The organism is Allobosea sp. ASV33, from assembly GCF_016428755.1.
Classification (GTDB): Bacteria; Pseudomonadota; Alphaproteobacteria; order Rhizobiales; family Beijerinckiaceae; genus Allobosea.
Map to the genome: position 1 here is coordinate 1 of NZ_JAELTI010000074.1, position 16379 is coordinate 16379.

A 16379-nucleotide genomic window follows, 5' to 3' on the forward strand; every position below is an offset into this window, starting at 1 on the left:
GAGCTGCTTCACCACTGCCGCGGGATCACCCTCGCCATCGACGGGAATGAAGGCCGGTGCATTCTTGAGCGGCGCCATGAAGCGCTCGCGCAGATAACGCCGGAAGCTCGCCGGGTGGCTCTCGGGCAGGCCGACATACTCGTCGAGATGGAAGGCCGTGACCTTCGACCAGTCGATGCCCTCGGCCGCCACCAGATGGTTCAGCATCTCGAACTGGCTCGCGCCCGTCGCCACGATGATCGTCGCCGCGCCATGGCGGGCAAGCTCGTCGCGAATCGCCTGCGCGCCGAGCGCCGCCGCCTGCCGGCCGAGTTCGTCCTTGTCGGAGGCGACATGCATCTCGATCATCGAATTTTGAACCTTTTATGCCAGGAATTTTCCGATATTCTGGCACCGAGCTTATGAAGCTTCGCCCGAAACGCAATGATTAATTTTGAACGCAACCGTTCCGAATAGAGCCTGCCTTGTCCCTGCTGACGCTCGACGAAACCCGCCTCGCGCTCGCCCATGACCGGGACTGCGCCCGGATCTACCGGCTGATCCTGAATGGCGCGGCGCATTCGCGCGCCGATATCGGCCGCATCCTGCAATTGCGCTCGACCAGCGTCTCGCGCGTCGTCGGCGATCTCATCGCGCGGCGCCTCGTCATCGAGGCCGTCGGCGAGGCGAGCGGGCGCGGGCGCCCCCCGGCGATCCTCGTCGCCCATACCCGCCGCATCGGCGCCTCCGTGATCCATGTCTCCAGCCAGTCTTTGTCCGGCGCCTTGGTCGATCTCAATGGCCATCTCGTCGCCGAGCGCCGCCGCCCCATCGCGGCCGATGCCGACAATGCCGCCATCGCCGCCGTGATGGCCGAGCTGGCGCGCGACCTCCTCGACGCGATGCCGCCGGGCATGAGCCATGCCGGCACCGCTGTTTCGCTCTCCGGTCTGATCGACCTGAAACGGGGGCAATGGCTGCTCGCCTCGCGCTGGCCGCTCATGCGCGGGCTCGACATCGCCTCGGTGCTCGAACCGGTGGCCGGGCCGGTCACCATCTGCCGCAATCTCGATGCCGAACTGCGTGCCCGCGCCGCCCGCGAGCCCGAGAATTTCGCGGGCGGGACGATCCTGCTGCACTGGGGCTGGGGCGTCGGCCTCGCCTATGCGGACGACGGCGAGCCCTTCGCGCCGACCGGCTCCTTCGGCGAGATCGGCCATTGGCGGCTCGCGGCGCTCGACGGGCGCCGCTGCGGCTGCGGCAACACCGCCTGCCTCGAAACCGGCGCGGCCCTCTGGTCCCTCCTCCCCGCCCTGCGCCGGCATTGGCCTGAACTCGACCAGGATGAGGTGCGCCTCGCCCGGCAGCTCGCCGGGCTCGACCTCCTGGCTTTGCCTGAAATCGAAATGGCGGCGAGCGTGCTCGCCCGCGCGCTCGCGAATGCCTGCCGCATGCTCTTCCCGGCCCGGATAGCGGTCAGCGGCCCCTTCTCCGCCAATCCGCAGCTCTGGGCCCGGTTCAACACGCTCTTCCGGGCGGAGGGGACGATGGACGGCTTCGCCGTGCCCGATCTCACTGGGGCGCCCGCCAGCCATCTCTACGAGATCCATGGTGCCGCTGCGCCCCTGCTCAGCCGCGCAACCGAGGCGCTCCTGCTCGAACACGCCTGATCCGACCGGTCTTCCATGCCGCAGCATGGTGCCCGCCATGTCCTTGAATATGCTGGCGCGCCGAAAAGTGGTGCACTAGTATCCCAGGCAAATGCTCCGGATGCCCTACGGCATCGCCAAAAGAGAGCTCAACCCAGGGAGAGATCATGACCCATCCGACACGTCGCACCGTCATGGCCGGAGCGGCCGGCCTCGCCGCGCTGAAAGCCGGCGGAGCACTGGCCCAGAGCGCGCCCGTCGCCCTCAACATCATCGATGTCGCCGGCAATCTTCAGCTCACGCAGGCGGCCATCGAGAAATTCGCCAAGGACAATCCGAAGCTGATCTCGCGCCTGAATTTCTCCCGCGCGCCCTCACCGGAACTGCCGGCCAAGCTCAAGGCGCAGCAGGCGGCAAACCGCGTCGATATCGACCTCGTGCTGACCGGCCCGGGCGCCATGTCGGACGGCATCCAGCAGGGGCTCTGGGTCGATGTCTGGAAGTCCCATGCCAAGGACCTGCCGAAGCCGGAAGAGGTCTATCATGAGCAGGCGCTGATGATGCAGCGCAATTTCGGCCAGAACGAAGGCGTCGCCGTCGTGTATTCGCCCTCCGGCCCGCTCTTCGAATATGCGCCCGAGCGCCTCAAGACCGTGCCGAAGACCGCCGAGGAACTGCTCGCCTATGTCAAGCAGAACCCGAAGCGCTTCACCTATGCCCGCCCCGTCAATTCCGGCCCCGGCTGGACCTGGCTGCAGGGCCTGCCCTACATCCTTGGCGATGCCGACCCGAGCGACCCGATGAAGGGCTGGGACAAGACCTGGGCCTATCTCAAGGAGCTCGGCACCGGCGTCGACTATTACCCGGGTGGCACGGCCGCGACGATGAAGGAGCTCGGCGAAGGCACCCGCGACGTCATCGTCTCCACCCTGGGCTGGGACATCAACCCGCGCGTCCTCGGCATTGTGCCGAAGGAGGCCAAGGTCTTCGTCCTCGCCAACACGCACTGGATCCCCGACACCCAGTTCATGTGCATCCCCAAGGGCGTCCCGGCCGACAAGATGTCCGCTCTGGTCGCGCTGATGGCCTATATGCTGAAGCCGGAAGCCCAGGCCGTGACCTACGACAAGGGCTATTTCTATCCGGGACCGGCGATCAAGGGCGTGACGCTCGCCATGGCGCCGCAGGAGAGCCGCGACGTGCTCGCCGAATACGGCCGACCCGAATATGACGGGCTGATCACCAGCCTGCCTACCCGCCCGCCGCTGACGCCCGAGCGTCTCGTCGCCGCCTTCCGGCGCTGGGACCAGGAGATCGGCGTCGGCCACGGCGCGCCGCAATAGCGATGAAATTCGCCGCCATCGGCCTCGACCACCGCCATATCTATCATATGGTCGGTGGTCTCCTCGAAGCCGGCGCGACCTGCGTCGGCTTCGATCCCGCGACCAGCGACGAGCGCGTCCTCTCAGGCTTCCGCGAGCGCTTCCCCGATCTTCCGGAGAGCACGGCCGACCGTTTGATCGACGATCCCGCGATCGACCTGATCGTCTGCGCCGCGATCCCTGCAGAGCGGGCCGCACTGGCCATCCGCGCCATGCGGGCCGGCAAGGACGTGATGGTCGACAAGCCCGGCGTCACCGATTTCGACCAGCTCGCCGCCGTCAAGAAGGCGGTCGCCGAGACCGGGCGCATCTTCTCGATCTGCTTCTCCGAGCGCTTCACCGTCCCGGCCACGCTCATCGCCGGCAAGCTCATCGCCGACGGGACGATCGGTCGCGTGGTTCAGACGCTCGGCATGGGTCCGCACCGCTTCAACCGTGCCATCCGGCCGGATTGGTTCTTCGACAAGCGCCATTATGGCGGCATCCTCACCGATATCGCCTCGCACCAGATCGACCAGTTCCTGCATTTCACCGGCTCGGACGATGCGGAAATCGTCGCCTCCGGCGTGGGCCATTTCGGCGGGCCGGACTTCCCCGATTTCGAGGATTTCGGCGAGGTCCTGCTGCGCAGCGACAGGGCCGGCGGCTATATCCGCGTCGACTGGTTCACGGCCGACGGCCTGCCGACCTGGGGCGACGGTCGCCTCACCATCCTCGGCACCGAAGGCACGATCGAGCTGCGCAAATATGTCGACATCGCCGGACGCCGCGGCACCGACCATGTCTTCCTCGTCGACAGGGCTGGCACCCGCCATATCGATGCCTCCAACGAACCATTGACCTACTTCCGCAATCTGGTCGCCGATATCGCCAACCGCAGCGAAACCGCGATGAGCCAGCGCCACGCCTTCACCGTCTGCCGACTCGCACTGGAGGCGCAGGCCAAGGCCGCCTGGCTGCCGGCGAAGCCAAGCGCTTGAGGAACACCAGCCATGACACGCAAGCTCGGCATCGCCGTGATCGGGCTCGGCCCCGCCTCCCTGCCGCATTCGAAAAGCCTGCTCGACCTCGCTGAGCGCGCCGAGACGCGCTGGGCCGTCAGCCGCACGCCGGATCGCGCCAAGGCCTATGCCGCGCAATTCCCCTTCCCGACTACGACCGATCTCGACGCGGTGCTGGCCGACCCGGCCGTAGATGCCTGCATTGTGCTGACGCCGCCATCGAGCCATCTCGACGTCTCCGCCTTGTGCCTTGAAGCCGGCAAACATGTTCTCGTCGAGAAGCCGCTGGAGCTGACCAGCGAGCGCGGCCAGCGCCTCGTCGATACAGCTCGTCGAACTGGCCGAACCTTCGGCGTCACCCTCCAGCATCGCTTCCGCCCGGCGAGCCTGCGCCTGAAAACAGCCCTCGATTCCGGTGAGCTTGGCATGATCGAAGCGGCCTTCCTCTCCGTGCCCTGGTGGCGCCCGCAGAGCTATTACGACGAGCCCGGCCGCGGCACGCTCGCCCGCGATGGCGGCGGCGTGCTGCTGACCCAGGCGATCCATTCGCTCGACCTGTTCCGCTCGCTCGTCGGGGTGTCCAAGGTGGTCGCCGCGCAGGCCCGCACCACCGGGCTCCACCGCATGGAGACCGAGGACTATGTCTCCGCCTTGCTGGAGACCGGCAACGGCGCGCCGGCCACATTGGTGACCACCACGGCGGCCTATCCCGGCTATCCCGAGCGCATCGAGATCACCGGCACCAAGGGCTTTGCCGCCCTGATCGGCGGGCGCCTGCGCCTGGCCTTCCTCGACGGGCGCGCGGAGATCGTCGAGGCCGAGGGCTCGACCGGCAGCGGCGCCAACATCATGGATTTCCCGCACGACGCCCACCGTGCCGTGATCGCCGACTTCCTCGATGCGATCGAGCAGGGCCGCGACCCCGTCGTCACCGGCGAGGAGGCGCTGGCATCGCAAAGGCTCGTCGACGACATCCTGAAAGCGGCACGATTGCACGGCGCCCCATCGGTTTCTTGACTTCGTCGCGGTTTGGGGTGTGTTGCCGATGATGAAACGCCGTCATTCCGGGCTTGGTCCGGAATCCATCGCAGAACGCAGAGCCCTGTGATGGATTCCGGATCGGCGCCGCTTCGCGGCTTATCCGGAATGACGCGTATGCTGCTGTCCAGATGCACCCTGTGAACGTCGTCCTCGCCTGCGATCTCGGGGGCAGCAGCTTTCGCGCCGCGCTGATCGACGATCGCGGAGCGACATTGGCCGAGCACGCCGTTCCCGGCCCTGTCCTGAACGACCATCTCGACCGCTCGGAAGTCGCCGCGCAAGCTTGGTGGGCGCAATTGCTCGAAGCTGCCGGCAAGCTCGCCGAGCAGGCGCCGGAGCGGTTCGCGGCCGTCAAGGGCATCGCGATCTGCGGTGTGACCCGGACGCAGGTCTTCCTCGACCGTGATGGACGTGAACTGCGCCCCGCCATGACCTGGAAGGACGCGCGCTCGGACGCCATCGCCGCCCGCCTGCGGGAAACGCTGGCCGATCATCCCGAAGCCTCCCGCATCAACGCTTTCCACCCCCTCGCGCGCCTCGCCTGGCTGGTCGAGAACGAGCCGGAGAACGCCCGCGCACTCGCCTGCGTGCTGGAGCCGAAGGATTACCTGAATTTCTGCCTGACCGGCCGGCAGGCAAGCGACCTGGTCTCGCTCGCAAGGCTGATCGCCGGCGCGGACAATACCGATGGCCGCTCAGGATTTGACGCCATCGGCCTCCCGCCGAGCCTGATCCCGACCGTCGTCGAGCCCATCGAGACCGTCGCACCGGTCCGCGCTGGCCTGCCCGCGCCCTTCAACCAGCTCGCCGGCATCCCGGTCTTCTGCGGCTGCAACGACACCTGGGCGGCGGTTGCGGGCTTGGGCGCGCTGCGTTCGGGCTATGCCTACAATATCTCGGGCACCACCGAGGTGCTCGGCGTGCTCGGCCCCGATCAGGCGGAAGCCGAGGGACTGATCTCCGTCGACTGGCGCGGCCTCTGGCATCTCGGCGGCCCCAGTCAGAACGGCGCCGACACCGCCGCCTGGCTTGCCGGCCTGCTCGGCGGCAACGGCCCCGTCGGCGAGACCATCGAGCGCCTGCTCGCCGGCCCACGCCATCCGCAGCCGCTCATTTTCCTGCCCTATCTGCAGGGCGAACGCGTGCCCTATTGGGACCCGAACCTGCGCGGCGCCTTCATCGGGCTCGGCCGCCGGCACGGCCCGACCGATCTCGCTTATGCCGTGCTCGAAGGCGTCGCCTGCCAGAACCGTCTCGTCCTGGAACGGGCGGAAGGCGCGCTCGGCACCCGCGTCGACGAAATCCGCTTCGGTGGCGGCGCGGCCGCCAATCCGGTCTGGGCGCAGGTCAAGGCCGATATCTGCGGCCGTCCGATCGCGGTGGGCGCGGCCAAAGAACCCGGCCTGCTCGGCGCCGCGATCATCGCCTGGACGGGCCTCGGCCGCTTCGCCTCGCTCGAAGCCGCACAGGACGCCCTCGTCACCATCATCAGGCGCTATGAACCCGACCCGACGCGACGCCCCGCCTATAACGCGCTCTACGCCCTCTATCGGCAGAGCGAAGCGGCGCTGGCCCCGATCTCTGCCGATCTCGTCGCGCTGGCGCAGGACACCGCCGCGTTGCCCGGTCTCGCCAACCCCGCAAGCGCGACGTAAAGGACTGGTCATGCCGACGATCCGAGGACTGGCGTCGGCGCGCATGATCGCGAAGAAGGAAAGCTGAGCTTGGGCCGCATCGACCCGCGCGAACTGATCGGACGCTACGGCACGGCGCTCGCCGGCCTCGCGCTGATCCTGTTCTTCCTGATCTTCGCGCCGAACTTCGCCAGCACGATGAACATCATCAACGTGCTCAAGGATACGAGCTTCCTCGCCATCCTCGCGCTCGGTTTCGCGCTTGCCTTCACCGTGGCCGAGCTCGATCTCTCCGTGGCGGAAATGGCGAGTCTGGCCGCCGTCGTCTGCGGCTGGCTCGTCCATGCGCAATATCCGCCGGCCGTCGCGGTATCGGCTGCCATCGGCGTCGGCATCGTGCTGGGCTCGCTCAACGGCTACGGCGTAACCGTGCTGCGCATCCCCTCGCTGATCATGACGCTCGGCACCGCCGCCATCGCCAAGGGCTTCGCCTTCATGATCACGCAGGGCGTCGCCTTCGTCGGTCGCTGGCCGGTCGGCTTCACGGGCTTGGCCCGTGGCTACTCCTTCGGCATCCCCAATCTCGTGCTCTGGATGGCGGGCGCGACGCTCTTCGCCTATGGCCTCGTCAAATGGACCCGCACCGGCGCGCATATGGTCGCGACCGGTGAGGCGGACGAGGCGGCGCGGCTGGCCGGCATCGCCACCGCCCGGATGAAGCGCATCGGCCTCCTGCTCTCCGGCGTCTTCGCCGGACTCATGGCCATGCTGCTCGCGGCCAACCTGTCCTCGGCCGCGCCGAACATGGCCGGCGACTATCTGCTCTACGCCATCGCCGCCGTGCTGCTGGGGATGACCATGTTCGAGCCCGGCAAGCCCAACATCCCCGGCACGGTCTTTGCGGCGCTGGTGCTCAAGGTGCTCGGCAACGGCTTGGTGCTGATGGGCGCGCCCTATTACATCCAGGACATCGTGCTCGGCGCGATCATCATCGGCTCAGTCGCCTTCTCGGCCAGCGCGATGAAGAAGGCGGCGTTCAAGGTCTGATTTCGGCAACGATAAGCGGAATAAGGGGAGTGCGTTTCATGTTCGGGTTCAAGAAATTACTGGTCGCCGCCGCGGCGCTCGTCGCGCTCGGCCAGTCCGCGAGCGCCTTCGAGGTCGGCATCATCGGCTTCCAGTTCACCTCGGAGACGCATGCCCGCGTCGCCAATGCCGCCGCGGCTGCAGCCAAGGCCAAGGGCTGGAACGTCACGCTGCTGAACTCGGAAGGCGCGCTGCCCAAGCATGCCGAGCAGTTCGACGCGCTGATCGCCAAGAAGGTCGATGCCATCATCATCGCCATGGGCAAGCCGGTCGAGGCCGACGCCCAGTTCAAGGCGGCGAAGGATGCCAGGATCCCGGTCATCACCGTGCAGTCGGGCTCGAGCCCGCACGCGCTCTTCGACATCCAGACCAACGAGTACAAGGTCGGTGCCGATGCCGCGCTCTACCTGCTCGGCCAGCTCGGCTACCAGGGCAACATCGTCTCGGCCCGCTTCGACCTCAACGTCGCCTCGCGCATCCGCGGGCGTCTGCTCGATGCCGTCCTCGCCGAGAACCAGGCGGTGAAGGAGCTCGGCAAGTTCTCGATGGCCCGCACCCAGAGCTGGCGCGACGATGTCCGCGCCGGCATGCAGGCGCTGCTGCTGCAGAACCAGGGCAAGATCAACGGCATCTGGGCCTCGTTCGATGGCCAGGCCTATATCATCGACGACCTGCTGCAGGCCCAAGGCGTGAAGAAGGGCCAGATCCCGCTGGTCTCGGTCGATGGCGGCAAGGAAAGCTACGAGCGCATCGCCGACCCGAACTCGACCTTGATGGCGACCGTCGCCGTGCCCTTCGACGAGATGGGCAAGCAGGCTGTCGACGCCATCCAGGCGATCGTCGTCGAGAAGAAGCCGAAGGAGAGCATCACCTCCGGCCCCTATCTCTTCACGGAAGCCGTGCTGGTCGACAAGAACAACGTCCAGCAGTTCCTGAAGAAGTGAGTGCTCTTCCTTCTCCCCTCGGGGGAGAAGGTGGCAGCGCGAAGCGCTGACGGATGAGGGCGGACTAGCTCCGCTCCCGCCCGTCATTCCCTCATCCGACCCGGCTGACGCCGGGCCACCTTCTCCCCCAAGGGGAGAAGGAAGGAGCGCGAGATGCAGACCACCGATCCCGGGCAATCGTCTACCCCCCTCCTCTCGCTGCGCGGCATCGGCAAGGCCTATGGCCCGGTCGTCGCCGTCCGCGATGTCGATCTCGACATCTTCAAGGGCGAGGTCGTGGCGCTCTGCGGCGACAACGGCGCCGGCAAGTCGAGCCTGATCAAGGTGATCTCCGGCGCCGAGGATGCGACGAGCGGCACGATCAGCCTGCGCGGCAAGCCGGTGACCTTCGCCTCGCCGCATGATGCGCTGGAGAACGGCGTCGCGACGATCTACCAGGACCTTGCGCTGGCACCGCGCCTTTCCATCGCCCAGAACGTCTTCATGGGCTCCGAGCTGACCAAGCCCGTGCTGCTGCCCTTCCTGCGCATCCTCGACAAGAAGAAGATGATCGCGGAATCGCAGCGCTATCTCGCGCAGCTCTCGGCCGCCGTCACCGACATGACCCGGCCGGTCGAGCGGCTCTCGGGCGGCCAGCGCCAGGCGGTGGCAATCTCCCGCGCGCTGCGCTGGAATGCCGAGATCATCATCATGGACGAGCCGACCGCAGCCCTCGGCGTCAAGGAAAGCGCGCTCGTCCTCGACCTCATCCGCAAGCTCAAGGCCGACGGGCGCACCGTCATCCTGATCAGCCACAATATGCGCGATGTCGTGGCGCTGGCCGACCGCGTCGTGATCATGGGCGCCGGCCGCAAATATGTCGATCGGCCGCTCGGCGGCCTCGGCGCCGACGACATCGCCCATATGATCATGGCCGGAAAAGCCAAGGCGGCCTGAGATGCGCGAAGCCATCATCATCGACACCGATCCGGGCCAGGACGATGCCGTCGCCCTGCTGCTCGCCTTCGCCAGCGCCGAGCGGATTGATCTCAGGGCGGTCACCACCGTTGCCGGCAATGTCCCGGTCGCGCAGACGACAGTGAATGCGCTGCGCATCCGCGATCTCGCCGGCCGTGCTGACATCCCGGTCTATCGCGGCGCCGAAGGCCCACTGGTCTTTCCGCTCGAAACCGCTGAGTTCGTCTGCGGCCCCGATGGGCTGGCCGGCGCCGACTTGCCCCAGCCGAGGAGCGCGGCTGCGCCCGGCCATGCCGTGCAAGCGATCATCGATATCTGCCGCGCGGCACCCGCGGACGGCATCACGCTCTGCCCGCTCGGACCGCTGACCAATCTCGCGCTCGCCTTCCGGCTGGCACCCGACATCCTGCCGAAGGTGAAGCGCATCGTGCTGATGGGCGGCGCCATCGGTCTAGGTAACATCACGCCCGCCGCCGAGTTCAACACCTATGTCGACCCGCATGCGGCGGCGGTGGTCTTTGGTTGCGGCCGGCCGATCGTGATGTTCGGCCTCGGCGTTACGCTCCAGGCCATCGCCAGCCATGACCAGATCGCCCGCATCGGCGCATCCGGCACGGCGACGGGCAAGGCCGTTCACGGCATGCTGACCCGCCCGCGCCCCGGCGGGCTCGGCTCGAACGGCCACCCGATGCACGACCCTTGCGTCATCGCCTTCCTGCTCTGGCCTGAGCTGTTCGACGGCCGCGACTGCTTCGTCGCGGTCGAGACCGGCGACGGCCCCTTGCGCGGGCGCACCACGATCGACTGGAACGGCCGCCTCAGGCGCCAGCCCAACGCCCATGTCGTCGCAGCCGTAAAGGCCCATGAGCTGTTCGAGCGGATGATCGAACGCCTCGCCACGTTGCCCTGAGAGACCAGACCATGCCGCATTTCGTCGAAACGCTGCAGCAGGAAGCGGCGGAAGCCATCGCGCAGATGCAGGAGGCGGCCCTACGAGCCCGCCACGCCCATGCCCGCGCCGAACTGATGCGCCACATGCTGACCACCGCCCGCAAGGTCAAGGACAAGCCAAAGGCCGAAGCGGTCGAGACGGTCGTGCGCGAATGGATGGGTGCCTGGAGCCTCCAGCGCTCCGACTGGCCGCATATCGCCCGCGAAATGGCGGCTTTCACCGAAGCCTTCCACGACTACGCCAACGATCCCAGCGACCAACACGATAACCGCTTACGCGAGGCCTGCGCGGCGCTCGACACCGTTCTGGAGCAGGAGGGCACCTCGATCTCCGACCAGATGGCCTTCCGCTCGGAATGCGCCCATGGCTGGTGGGAGCAGGTCAAGCCTGTCCCGGCCGACCTGCCCGGCCGCAAGCCGCGGCCCTCCGTGCCCGCCCTTGAATCCGGCAAAGCATTCTGGGAAGCCGGCGGCGCCGATTTCTGCCGCTAGGAACCGGCAACGGCCGGCGCTCAGCCCTCCAGGAACTGCATCCGGTGCAAGCGGGCATAGGCGCCGTCGCGCGCCAGCAATTCGTCATGGCTGCCGGTCTCGACGACCTTGCCCTCGTCCATCACCACGATCATGTCCGCCTCGCGGATGGTCGAGAGCCGGTGCGCGATGACGATGGTCGTGCGCCCCCTCATCAGCCCCGCCAAAGCCTGCTGGACCAGCCGCTCGGATTCCGTGTCGAGTGCGCTCGTCGCCTCGTCGAGCAGCAGGATCGGCGCGTTCTTCAGCACGGCGCGCGCGATCGCGATGCGCTGGCGCTCGCCGCCCGAGAGCTTGTGGCCGCGCTCGCCGACCGGGGCGTCGTAGCCACCCGGCATCGCCATGATGAACTCATGCGCCGCTGCCGCCTTCGCGGCGGCGATGATCTCGTCCAGCGAAGCCTCCGGCCGGCCGAAGGCGATATTGGCCCGCACGCTGTCGTCGAACAGCACGACATCCTGGCTGACGACGCCGATCTGCCGGCGCAGGCTCGTCAGCGCGACATGGCGCAGATCCTGCCCGTCGATCTCGATGCGGCCCTCGCTGGGATCGTAGAGCCGCGGCACAAGCGCCAGCAGGGTCGACTTGCCCGAGCCCGAGCGGCCGACCAGCGCCGTGGTCTTTCCGCCTTGTGCGACGAGGTCGATGCCTTCCAGGGCGCGCTGGTCCTCGCGATAGCGGAAGCGCAACTGACGGAAAGCGACCTCGCCGGCGGTAACCGCGAGCGGCTTCGCATCCGGCCGGTCGAGCACCTGCGGCTTCTCGTCCATCAGCGCGTAGTAGCGCTTCAACGAGGCCCCGGCCTCCTGGACGATGGCGTTGAGATTCCCCAGCGAACGCATCGGCTGGGCCGCGAGCAGCAGCGCCGAGACATAGCCGGTGAAGTCGCCGACCGTCGAATTGCCGGAGGTGATGCGCACGCCGATCGCCGCCAGCACGCCCGCGACAGCGATGCCGCCGCCGACCTCGAGCAGCGGGTCGAGCCGCCCGCGCGCATTGGCCGCCTTCATCTTGAGCGCCCGGATCGTCTCGAAGGCATTGGCGGCCCGCTCCTTCAGATAAGGTTCGAGCCGATCGGTCTTGGCGACGCGCGCGCCCTGCAGGCTCTCGGTGACGAGATTGGCCATCAGGCCGGTCTGTTCCTGCTGCGAATTGGCCATGCGCCGGAGCTTGCGGCCGATCCGGCCGATCGGATGGGCGATCACCGGCGCGATCAGGAGCACGACCAGCGTCATCTGCCAGTCGATCCAGATCAGCGCGCCCACCAGCGCGATCGCGGTGACCACGTCGCGGATGGCGATGTTGACGATGCGCGTCAGCGCTTCCTTGACGAAGGTGAAATCGGTGGTGAAGCGCTGCGTGAGCGAGGCTGGATTCTCTCGCTGGAGCTGCGCAAGGTCGGCATCGATCAGATGGCCGTAGAGCGCGGTCTGCATGTCGGCCTCGATGCGGCTGACGACATTGTTGGTCATCACCGTCTGGGCGAGCAGCGAGAAGCCCTTGATCGCGGTTACGATCACGACGACGGTCGCGACCGCGTTGATCACGCCGATCTCGTAGCCGATCGATTTCGAGACGAGCCGTTCCATGCGCCGGACGAAGCCGGTCGATTCGGCCGTCAGCGGATCGGCGAAGGCGTCGAACGCCGCCTTGATCAGGAGCGGATAGAAGCTCGTCGTCGCCGCGATGACCACGACGAGCCCGAGAATCATCAGCATCTGCGGGAGATAGGACCTGATCTGCTCGCGCCAGACACGGGCAAAGAGCGCGAGGGTATCGTCGGTGACGCGGCCGATCTTCATGCCGGGGGCCTATCATGGCCGCCCGGCAAGCGCCACTGGCGCATGCCGGGACATGGCGGAGGGGCCTTGCTACGAACACGAAGCTGTCTTCCCATGGCCACAACCGACTCAGGAGACTTCATGCCGCTTTCCCCGCCGGCTCAGCCCGGCCAGAGCTTCGCCGAGATCGAAACACCTGCCCTCGTGCTCGATCTCGATGCGTTCGAGCGCAATCTCGTCACCATGGCGGCTTTCACGCAGGCTCATGGCATCCGGCTCCGGCCGCACGCCAAGTCGCATAAGAGCCCGGAGATCGCGCTGCGCCAGATCGCCCATGGCGCGGTCGGGCAGTGCTGCCAGAAGGTCGGTGAAGCGGAAGTGCTGGTCGCGGGCGGCGTCGGCGACGTGCTGGTCACCAACGAGATCGTCGGCGCAGCCAAGCTCGATCGTCTCGCCCGGCTTGCCCGCTCGGCGAAGATCGGCCTCTGCGTCGACCATCCCGACGGCGTGCGCGAGGCGGCGGAAGCGGCGGCCCGCAACGACGTGACGCTCGATGTCTATGTCGAGATCGATGTCGGCGGCCGGCGCTGCGGCGTTGCGCCCGGCGAAGGCGCCGTCCGGCTGGCCGAGGCGATCGCGCGCTCCAACACCCTGCGCTTCGCCGGCATCCACGCCTATCACGGCTCGGCCCAGCACATGCGCTCGATCGACGAGCGGCGCGAGGCGATCGAGCGCGCCGGCCTGGCCGCCCGCAACACGGTCGAGCGGCTCAAGCATCACGGCTTGCCCAGCGAAATCGTCACCGGCGCCGGCACCGGCACGCATGAGCTGGAGACGCAGTCCGGCATCTGGAACGAGATCCAGCCCGGCTCCTACATCTTCATGGATGCCGACTACGCCCGCAACCGCCAGGCCGACGGCGCGCCCTTCCGCAGCTTCGAGCACGCACTCTTCGTCCTTGCCGGGGTGATGAGCAAGCCGGTTCCGGACCGCGCCATCGTCGATGCCGGCCACAAGGCCGCAGCCGTCGATTCCGGCATGCCCGTGCCCTTCCGCCGCGACGGCGTGATCTACACGAAGCCCTCCGACGAGCACGGCGTCCTGACCGGTGACCCCGTCGCGGTGCCGCATCGCGGCGACCGTCTGCTGCTGATCCCCGGCCATTGCGACCCGACGGTCAACCTGCACGACTGGTATGTCTGCGTCCGCGGCCTGCATGGGCCGGATGCCCATGTCGAAGCGCTCTGGCCGGTCGCCGCGCGCGGTGCCCTGATCTGACGGAGGATGCTCGCGGATTTCTTCCCGAGCCTGATCATACGGGCTGCGCGGCCAGTCACTGCGCCGTCATCCCGGGCTTGACCCGGGATCCATCCTGGAGCGTAACGCCCTCCGATGGATCCCGGATCGGCGCCGCTGACGCGGCTTGTCCGGGATGACGAAGAGTTTCCGAAAAGAAACTGGAAGCCTCAGGGCCGCCAGCCGGTCTCCTCGACCGGGGCGCTCTCGCGCTCTTCCTCGCGGCGGGCTTCTTCGACCACCGCGAAAAGCGCGCGCAGGGCCGCGTCCACGCCTTCGCCCGAGGCAGACGAGAGAATGATCGGCATGCGCTTGGCCGCGCGCTTCAGGCGCGCGACCTGTTCCTTGAGCACGTCCGGCGTCAGCGCGTCGACCTTGGAGAGCGCGACGATCTCCGGCTTGTCGGCCAGCCCCTCGCCATAGGCCTCCAATTCCTCGCGGACGGTCTTGTAGGCCTTGCCGGCATGTTCGCTAGTGCCCTCGACCAGATGCAGCAGCACGCGGCAGCGCTCGATATGGCCGAGGAAGCGGTCGCCGAGGCCATGGCCCTCATGCGCGCCCTCGATCAGGCCGGGGATGTCGGCCAGCACCATCTCGCGCCCGTCGACGCGCACTACGCCGAGGCCGGGATGCAGGGTGGTGAACGGATAATCGGCGATCTTCGGCTTCGCCGCCGTGACGGTGGCCAGGAAGGTCGACTTGCCGGCATTGGGCAGGCCGACGAGGCCGGCATCGGCGATCAGCTTCAGGCGCAGCCAGACCCAGCGCTCCTCGCCCGGCAGGCCGGGATTGGCATGGCGCGGCGCCTGGTTGGTCGCGGTCTTGAAATAGGCATTGCCGAAGCCGCCATTGCCGCCTTTGCACAGCACGAAGCGCTGGCCGGGTTCGGTCAGGTCGGCGACCTTGGTCTCGCCGTCTTCCTCAAGAATCTCGGTGCCCGGCGGCACCTTCAGCACGATCGCCGGCGAATTCGCGCCATGGCGGTCCTTGCCCATGCCGTGCTCGCCGGTCTTGGCCTTGAAATGCTGCTGGAAGCGGAAATCGATCAGGGTGTTCAAGCCCTGCACGCATTCGATGACGATATCGCCGCCGCGCCCGCCGTCGCCGCCATTGGGCCCGCCGAACTCGATGAATTTTTCGCGCCGGAAGGAGACGCAGCCGGCGCCGCCGTCACCCGCCTTCACATAGATCTTGGCTTGGTCGAGGAATTTCATGGCTTCTCACTAGTGATCGCGAGGCCGAAGGGCAATGGACCCGATCACGCCGCCTGGCGGAAAGCGCTCATCTCCTCGCGCAGCGAATCGGCGAAGCGCTGTGCCGCAAGCCCGGGACGCGGCGCCATGATCAGCCCAACGGTGAGTTCGAACAGCGGCGGCAGCCCTTCGGCGGCACCAAGACGCCGCAGCGACGGCGGCACGGCGCTCTCGGTGATCGCCGTGACGCAGAAGCCGCCCTCCACCGCCGAGAGCACGCCGGAGGTATGCGAGCAGGAGAAGACCAGCCGGTGCGCTTTGCCGGCGCTGTTCAGCGCCCCCAAAATGCGCGGCCGCGCCCGGCAGCCTTCGGAGAACAGCGCGAGCGGCAACGTCTCCTGCAGTTCCGGCCGGTGGCCGCGCGCCGCGACCCAGATCATCGGCTCGCGCCGGAGCATCTCGCCGAGGGGCCGATGCGGATCCTGCGTGACCACGGCGAGGTCGAGCTCGCCGGCCTTGAGCGCCGGTTCGATCCGCTTCGAGATATCGCAGACGACCTCGAGCTCGACCTTGGGATGCTCGACCGCAAAGCGCGCGATCAACGGCCTGAGATAGGCGTCCATGTAGTCGTCGGGTACGCCGATGCGCAGGCGGCCCGTCGGCGTCTCGCCGGCAAGATCGGCCAGCGCCTCACGCTCGACGGCGAGCAGGCGCCGCGCATGGGCGATCAGGCGCTCGCCCGCATCGGTCGGCGTGACGCCACGGCGCGAACGCTCCAGCAGCTTGTGGCCGAGCTGGCTCTCCAGGTCCTGGATGCGCACCGAGATCGCCGATTGCGTCCGGCCGAGCCGGGCGCTCGCCGCCGTGAAGCCACCGGTCTCCGCGACGGCCACCAGCATGCCGAGCGCTGCGAGGTCGAAATGAGCGGTCATGTCGTGCCTCCTTGGGACGTTC

At 67.6% G+C, this 16379-nt stretch carries 15 protein-coding genes; 11 read left to right on the forward strand and 4 right to left on the reverse strand.

The window, feature by feature from the left end:
- On the reverse strand, nucleotides 1–348 hold a 348-nt coding region (locus JHD80_RS19170; protein WP_199090695.1), incomplete at its 3' end, for a 6-phosphogluconolactonase.
- Between the two features lie 116 nt (nucleotides 349–464).
- Here JHD80_RS19170 and JHD80_RS19175 point away from each other — a divergent pair.
- The 10 genes from JHD80_RS19175 to JHD80_RS19220 all read left to right on the forward strand — a co-directional run bounded on the left by JHD80_RS19175 (nucleotide 465) and on the right by JHD80_RS19220 (nucleotide 11116).
- Nucleotides 465–1649 carry an ROK family protein gene (locus JHD80_RS19175; RefSeq protein WP_199090697.1) on the forward strand — a complete coding sequence of 395 codons (1185 nt, stop codon included), beginning with the start codon at nucleotides 465–467 and terminating at the stop codon, nucleotides 1647–1649.
- A gap of 146 nt (nucleotides 1650–1795) precedes the next feature.
- Entirely contained in the window at nucleotides 1796–2971 is a 1176-nt protein-coding gene (locus JHD80_RS19180; RefSeq protein WP_199090699.1) for an extracellular solute-binding protein, read from the forward strand.
- A gap of 2 nt (nucleotides 2972–2973) precedes the next feature.
- Nucleotides 2974–3990, forward strand: a complete 1017-nt coding sequence (locus tag JHD80_RS19185; protein ID WP_199090701.1) for a Gfo/Idh/MocA family protein — start codon at nucleotides 2974–2976, stop codon at nucleotides 3988–3990.
- Nucleotides 3991–4002: 12 nt separating this feature from the next.
- Nucleotides 4003–5028: a Gfo/Idh/MocA family protein gene (locus JHD80_RS19190; protein ID WP_199090703.1), complete on the forward strand. Its 1026-nt coding sequence runs from the start codon at nucleotides 4003–4005 to the stop codon at nucleotides 5026–5028.
- Nucleotides 5029–5189: 161 nt separating this feature from the next.
- The gene (locus JHD80_RS19195) at nucleotides 5190–6707 is read left to right on the forward strand and encodes an FGGY-family carbohydrate kinase (protein ID WP_199090705.1); all 1518 of its coding nucleotides are present in this window, start codon (nucleotides 5190–5192) and stop codon (nucleotides 6705–6707) included.
- Nucleotides 6708–6776: 69 nt separating this feature from the next.
- Nucleotides 6777–7733, forward strand: coding sequence for an ABC transporter permease (locus JHD80_RS19200; protein WP_244512128.1), 957 nt, complete (start codon nucleotides 6777–6779; stop codon nucleotides 7731–7733).
- A 38-nt stretch (nucleotides 7734–7771) separates the two neighbouring features.
- Entirely contained in the window at nucleotides 7772–8716 is a 945-nt protein-coding gene (locus JHD80_RS19205; protein ID WP_199090706.1) for a sugar ABC transporter substrate-binding protein, read from the forward strand.
- Between the two features lie 153 nt (nucleotides 8717–8869).
- Nucleotides 8870–9652: an ATP-binding cassette domain-containing protein gene (locus JHD80_RS19210; protein ID WP_199090707.1), complete on the forward strand. Its 783-nt coding sequence runs from the start codon at nucleotides 8870–8872 to the stop codon at nucleotides 9650–9652.
- Nucleotide 9653: 1 nt separating this feature from the next.
- Nucleotides 9654–10583 carry a nucleoside hydrolase gene (locus JHD80_RS19215; RefSeq protein WP_199090708.1) on the forward strand — a complete coding sequence of 310 codons (930 nt, stop codon included), beginning with the start codon at nucleotides 9654–9656 and terminating at the stop codon, nucleotides 10581–10583.
- 11 nt (nucleotides 10584–10594) lie between these two features.
- The gene (locus tag JHD80_RS19220; RefSeq protein WP_199090709.1) at nucleotides 10595–11116 is read left to right on the forward strand and encodes a hypothetical protein; all 522 of its coding nucleotides are present in this window, start codon (nucleotides 10595–10597) and stop codon (nucleotides 11114–11116) included.
- A 20-nt stretch (nucleotides 11117–11136) separates the two neighbouring features.
- Here the strand turns inward: JHD80_RS19220 and JHD80_RS19225 are convergent, their stop codons facing one another.
- The gene (locus JHD80_RS19225) at nucleotides 11137–12957 is read right to left on the reverse strand and encodes an ABC transporter ATP-binding protein (protein WP_199090715.1); all 1821 of its coding nucleotides are present in this window, start codon (nucleotides 12955–12957) and stop codon (nucleotides 11137–11139) included.
- Nucleotides 12958–13077: 120 nt separating this feature from the next.
- On the opposite strand from JHD80_RS19225, the gene JHD80_RS19230 reads away from it, so the two are divergent.
- Nucleotides 13078–14214 (forward strand): DSD1 family PLP-dependent enzyme, encoded by a 1137-nt coding sequence (locus JHD80_RS19230; protein WP_199090717.1) that lies wholly within the window; start codon nucleotides 13078–13080, stop codon nucleotides 14212–14214.
- A gap of 188 nt (nucleotides 14215–14402) precedes the next feature.
- On the opposite strand, the gene obgE is transcribed toward JHD80_RS19230, so the two are convergent.
- Together obgE and JHD80_RS19240 are read right to left on the reverse strand one after the other, a co-directional pair.
- Nucleotides 14403–15446 (reverse strand): GTPase ObgE, encoded by a 1044-nt coding sequence (obgE, locus tag JHD80_RS19235; protein ID WP_199090719.1) that lies wholly within the window; start codon nucleotides 15444–15446, stop codon nucleotides 14403–14405.
- A 44-nt stretch (nucleotides 15447–15490) separates the two neighbouring features.
- Nucleotides 15491–16357, reverse strand: coding sequence for a LysR family transcriptional regulator (locus JHD80_RS19240; protein ID WP_199090721.1), 867 nt, complete (start codon nucleotides 16355–16357; stop codon nucleotides 15491–15493).
- Nucleotides 16358–16379: the final 22 nt, after the last annotated feature.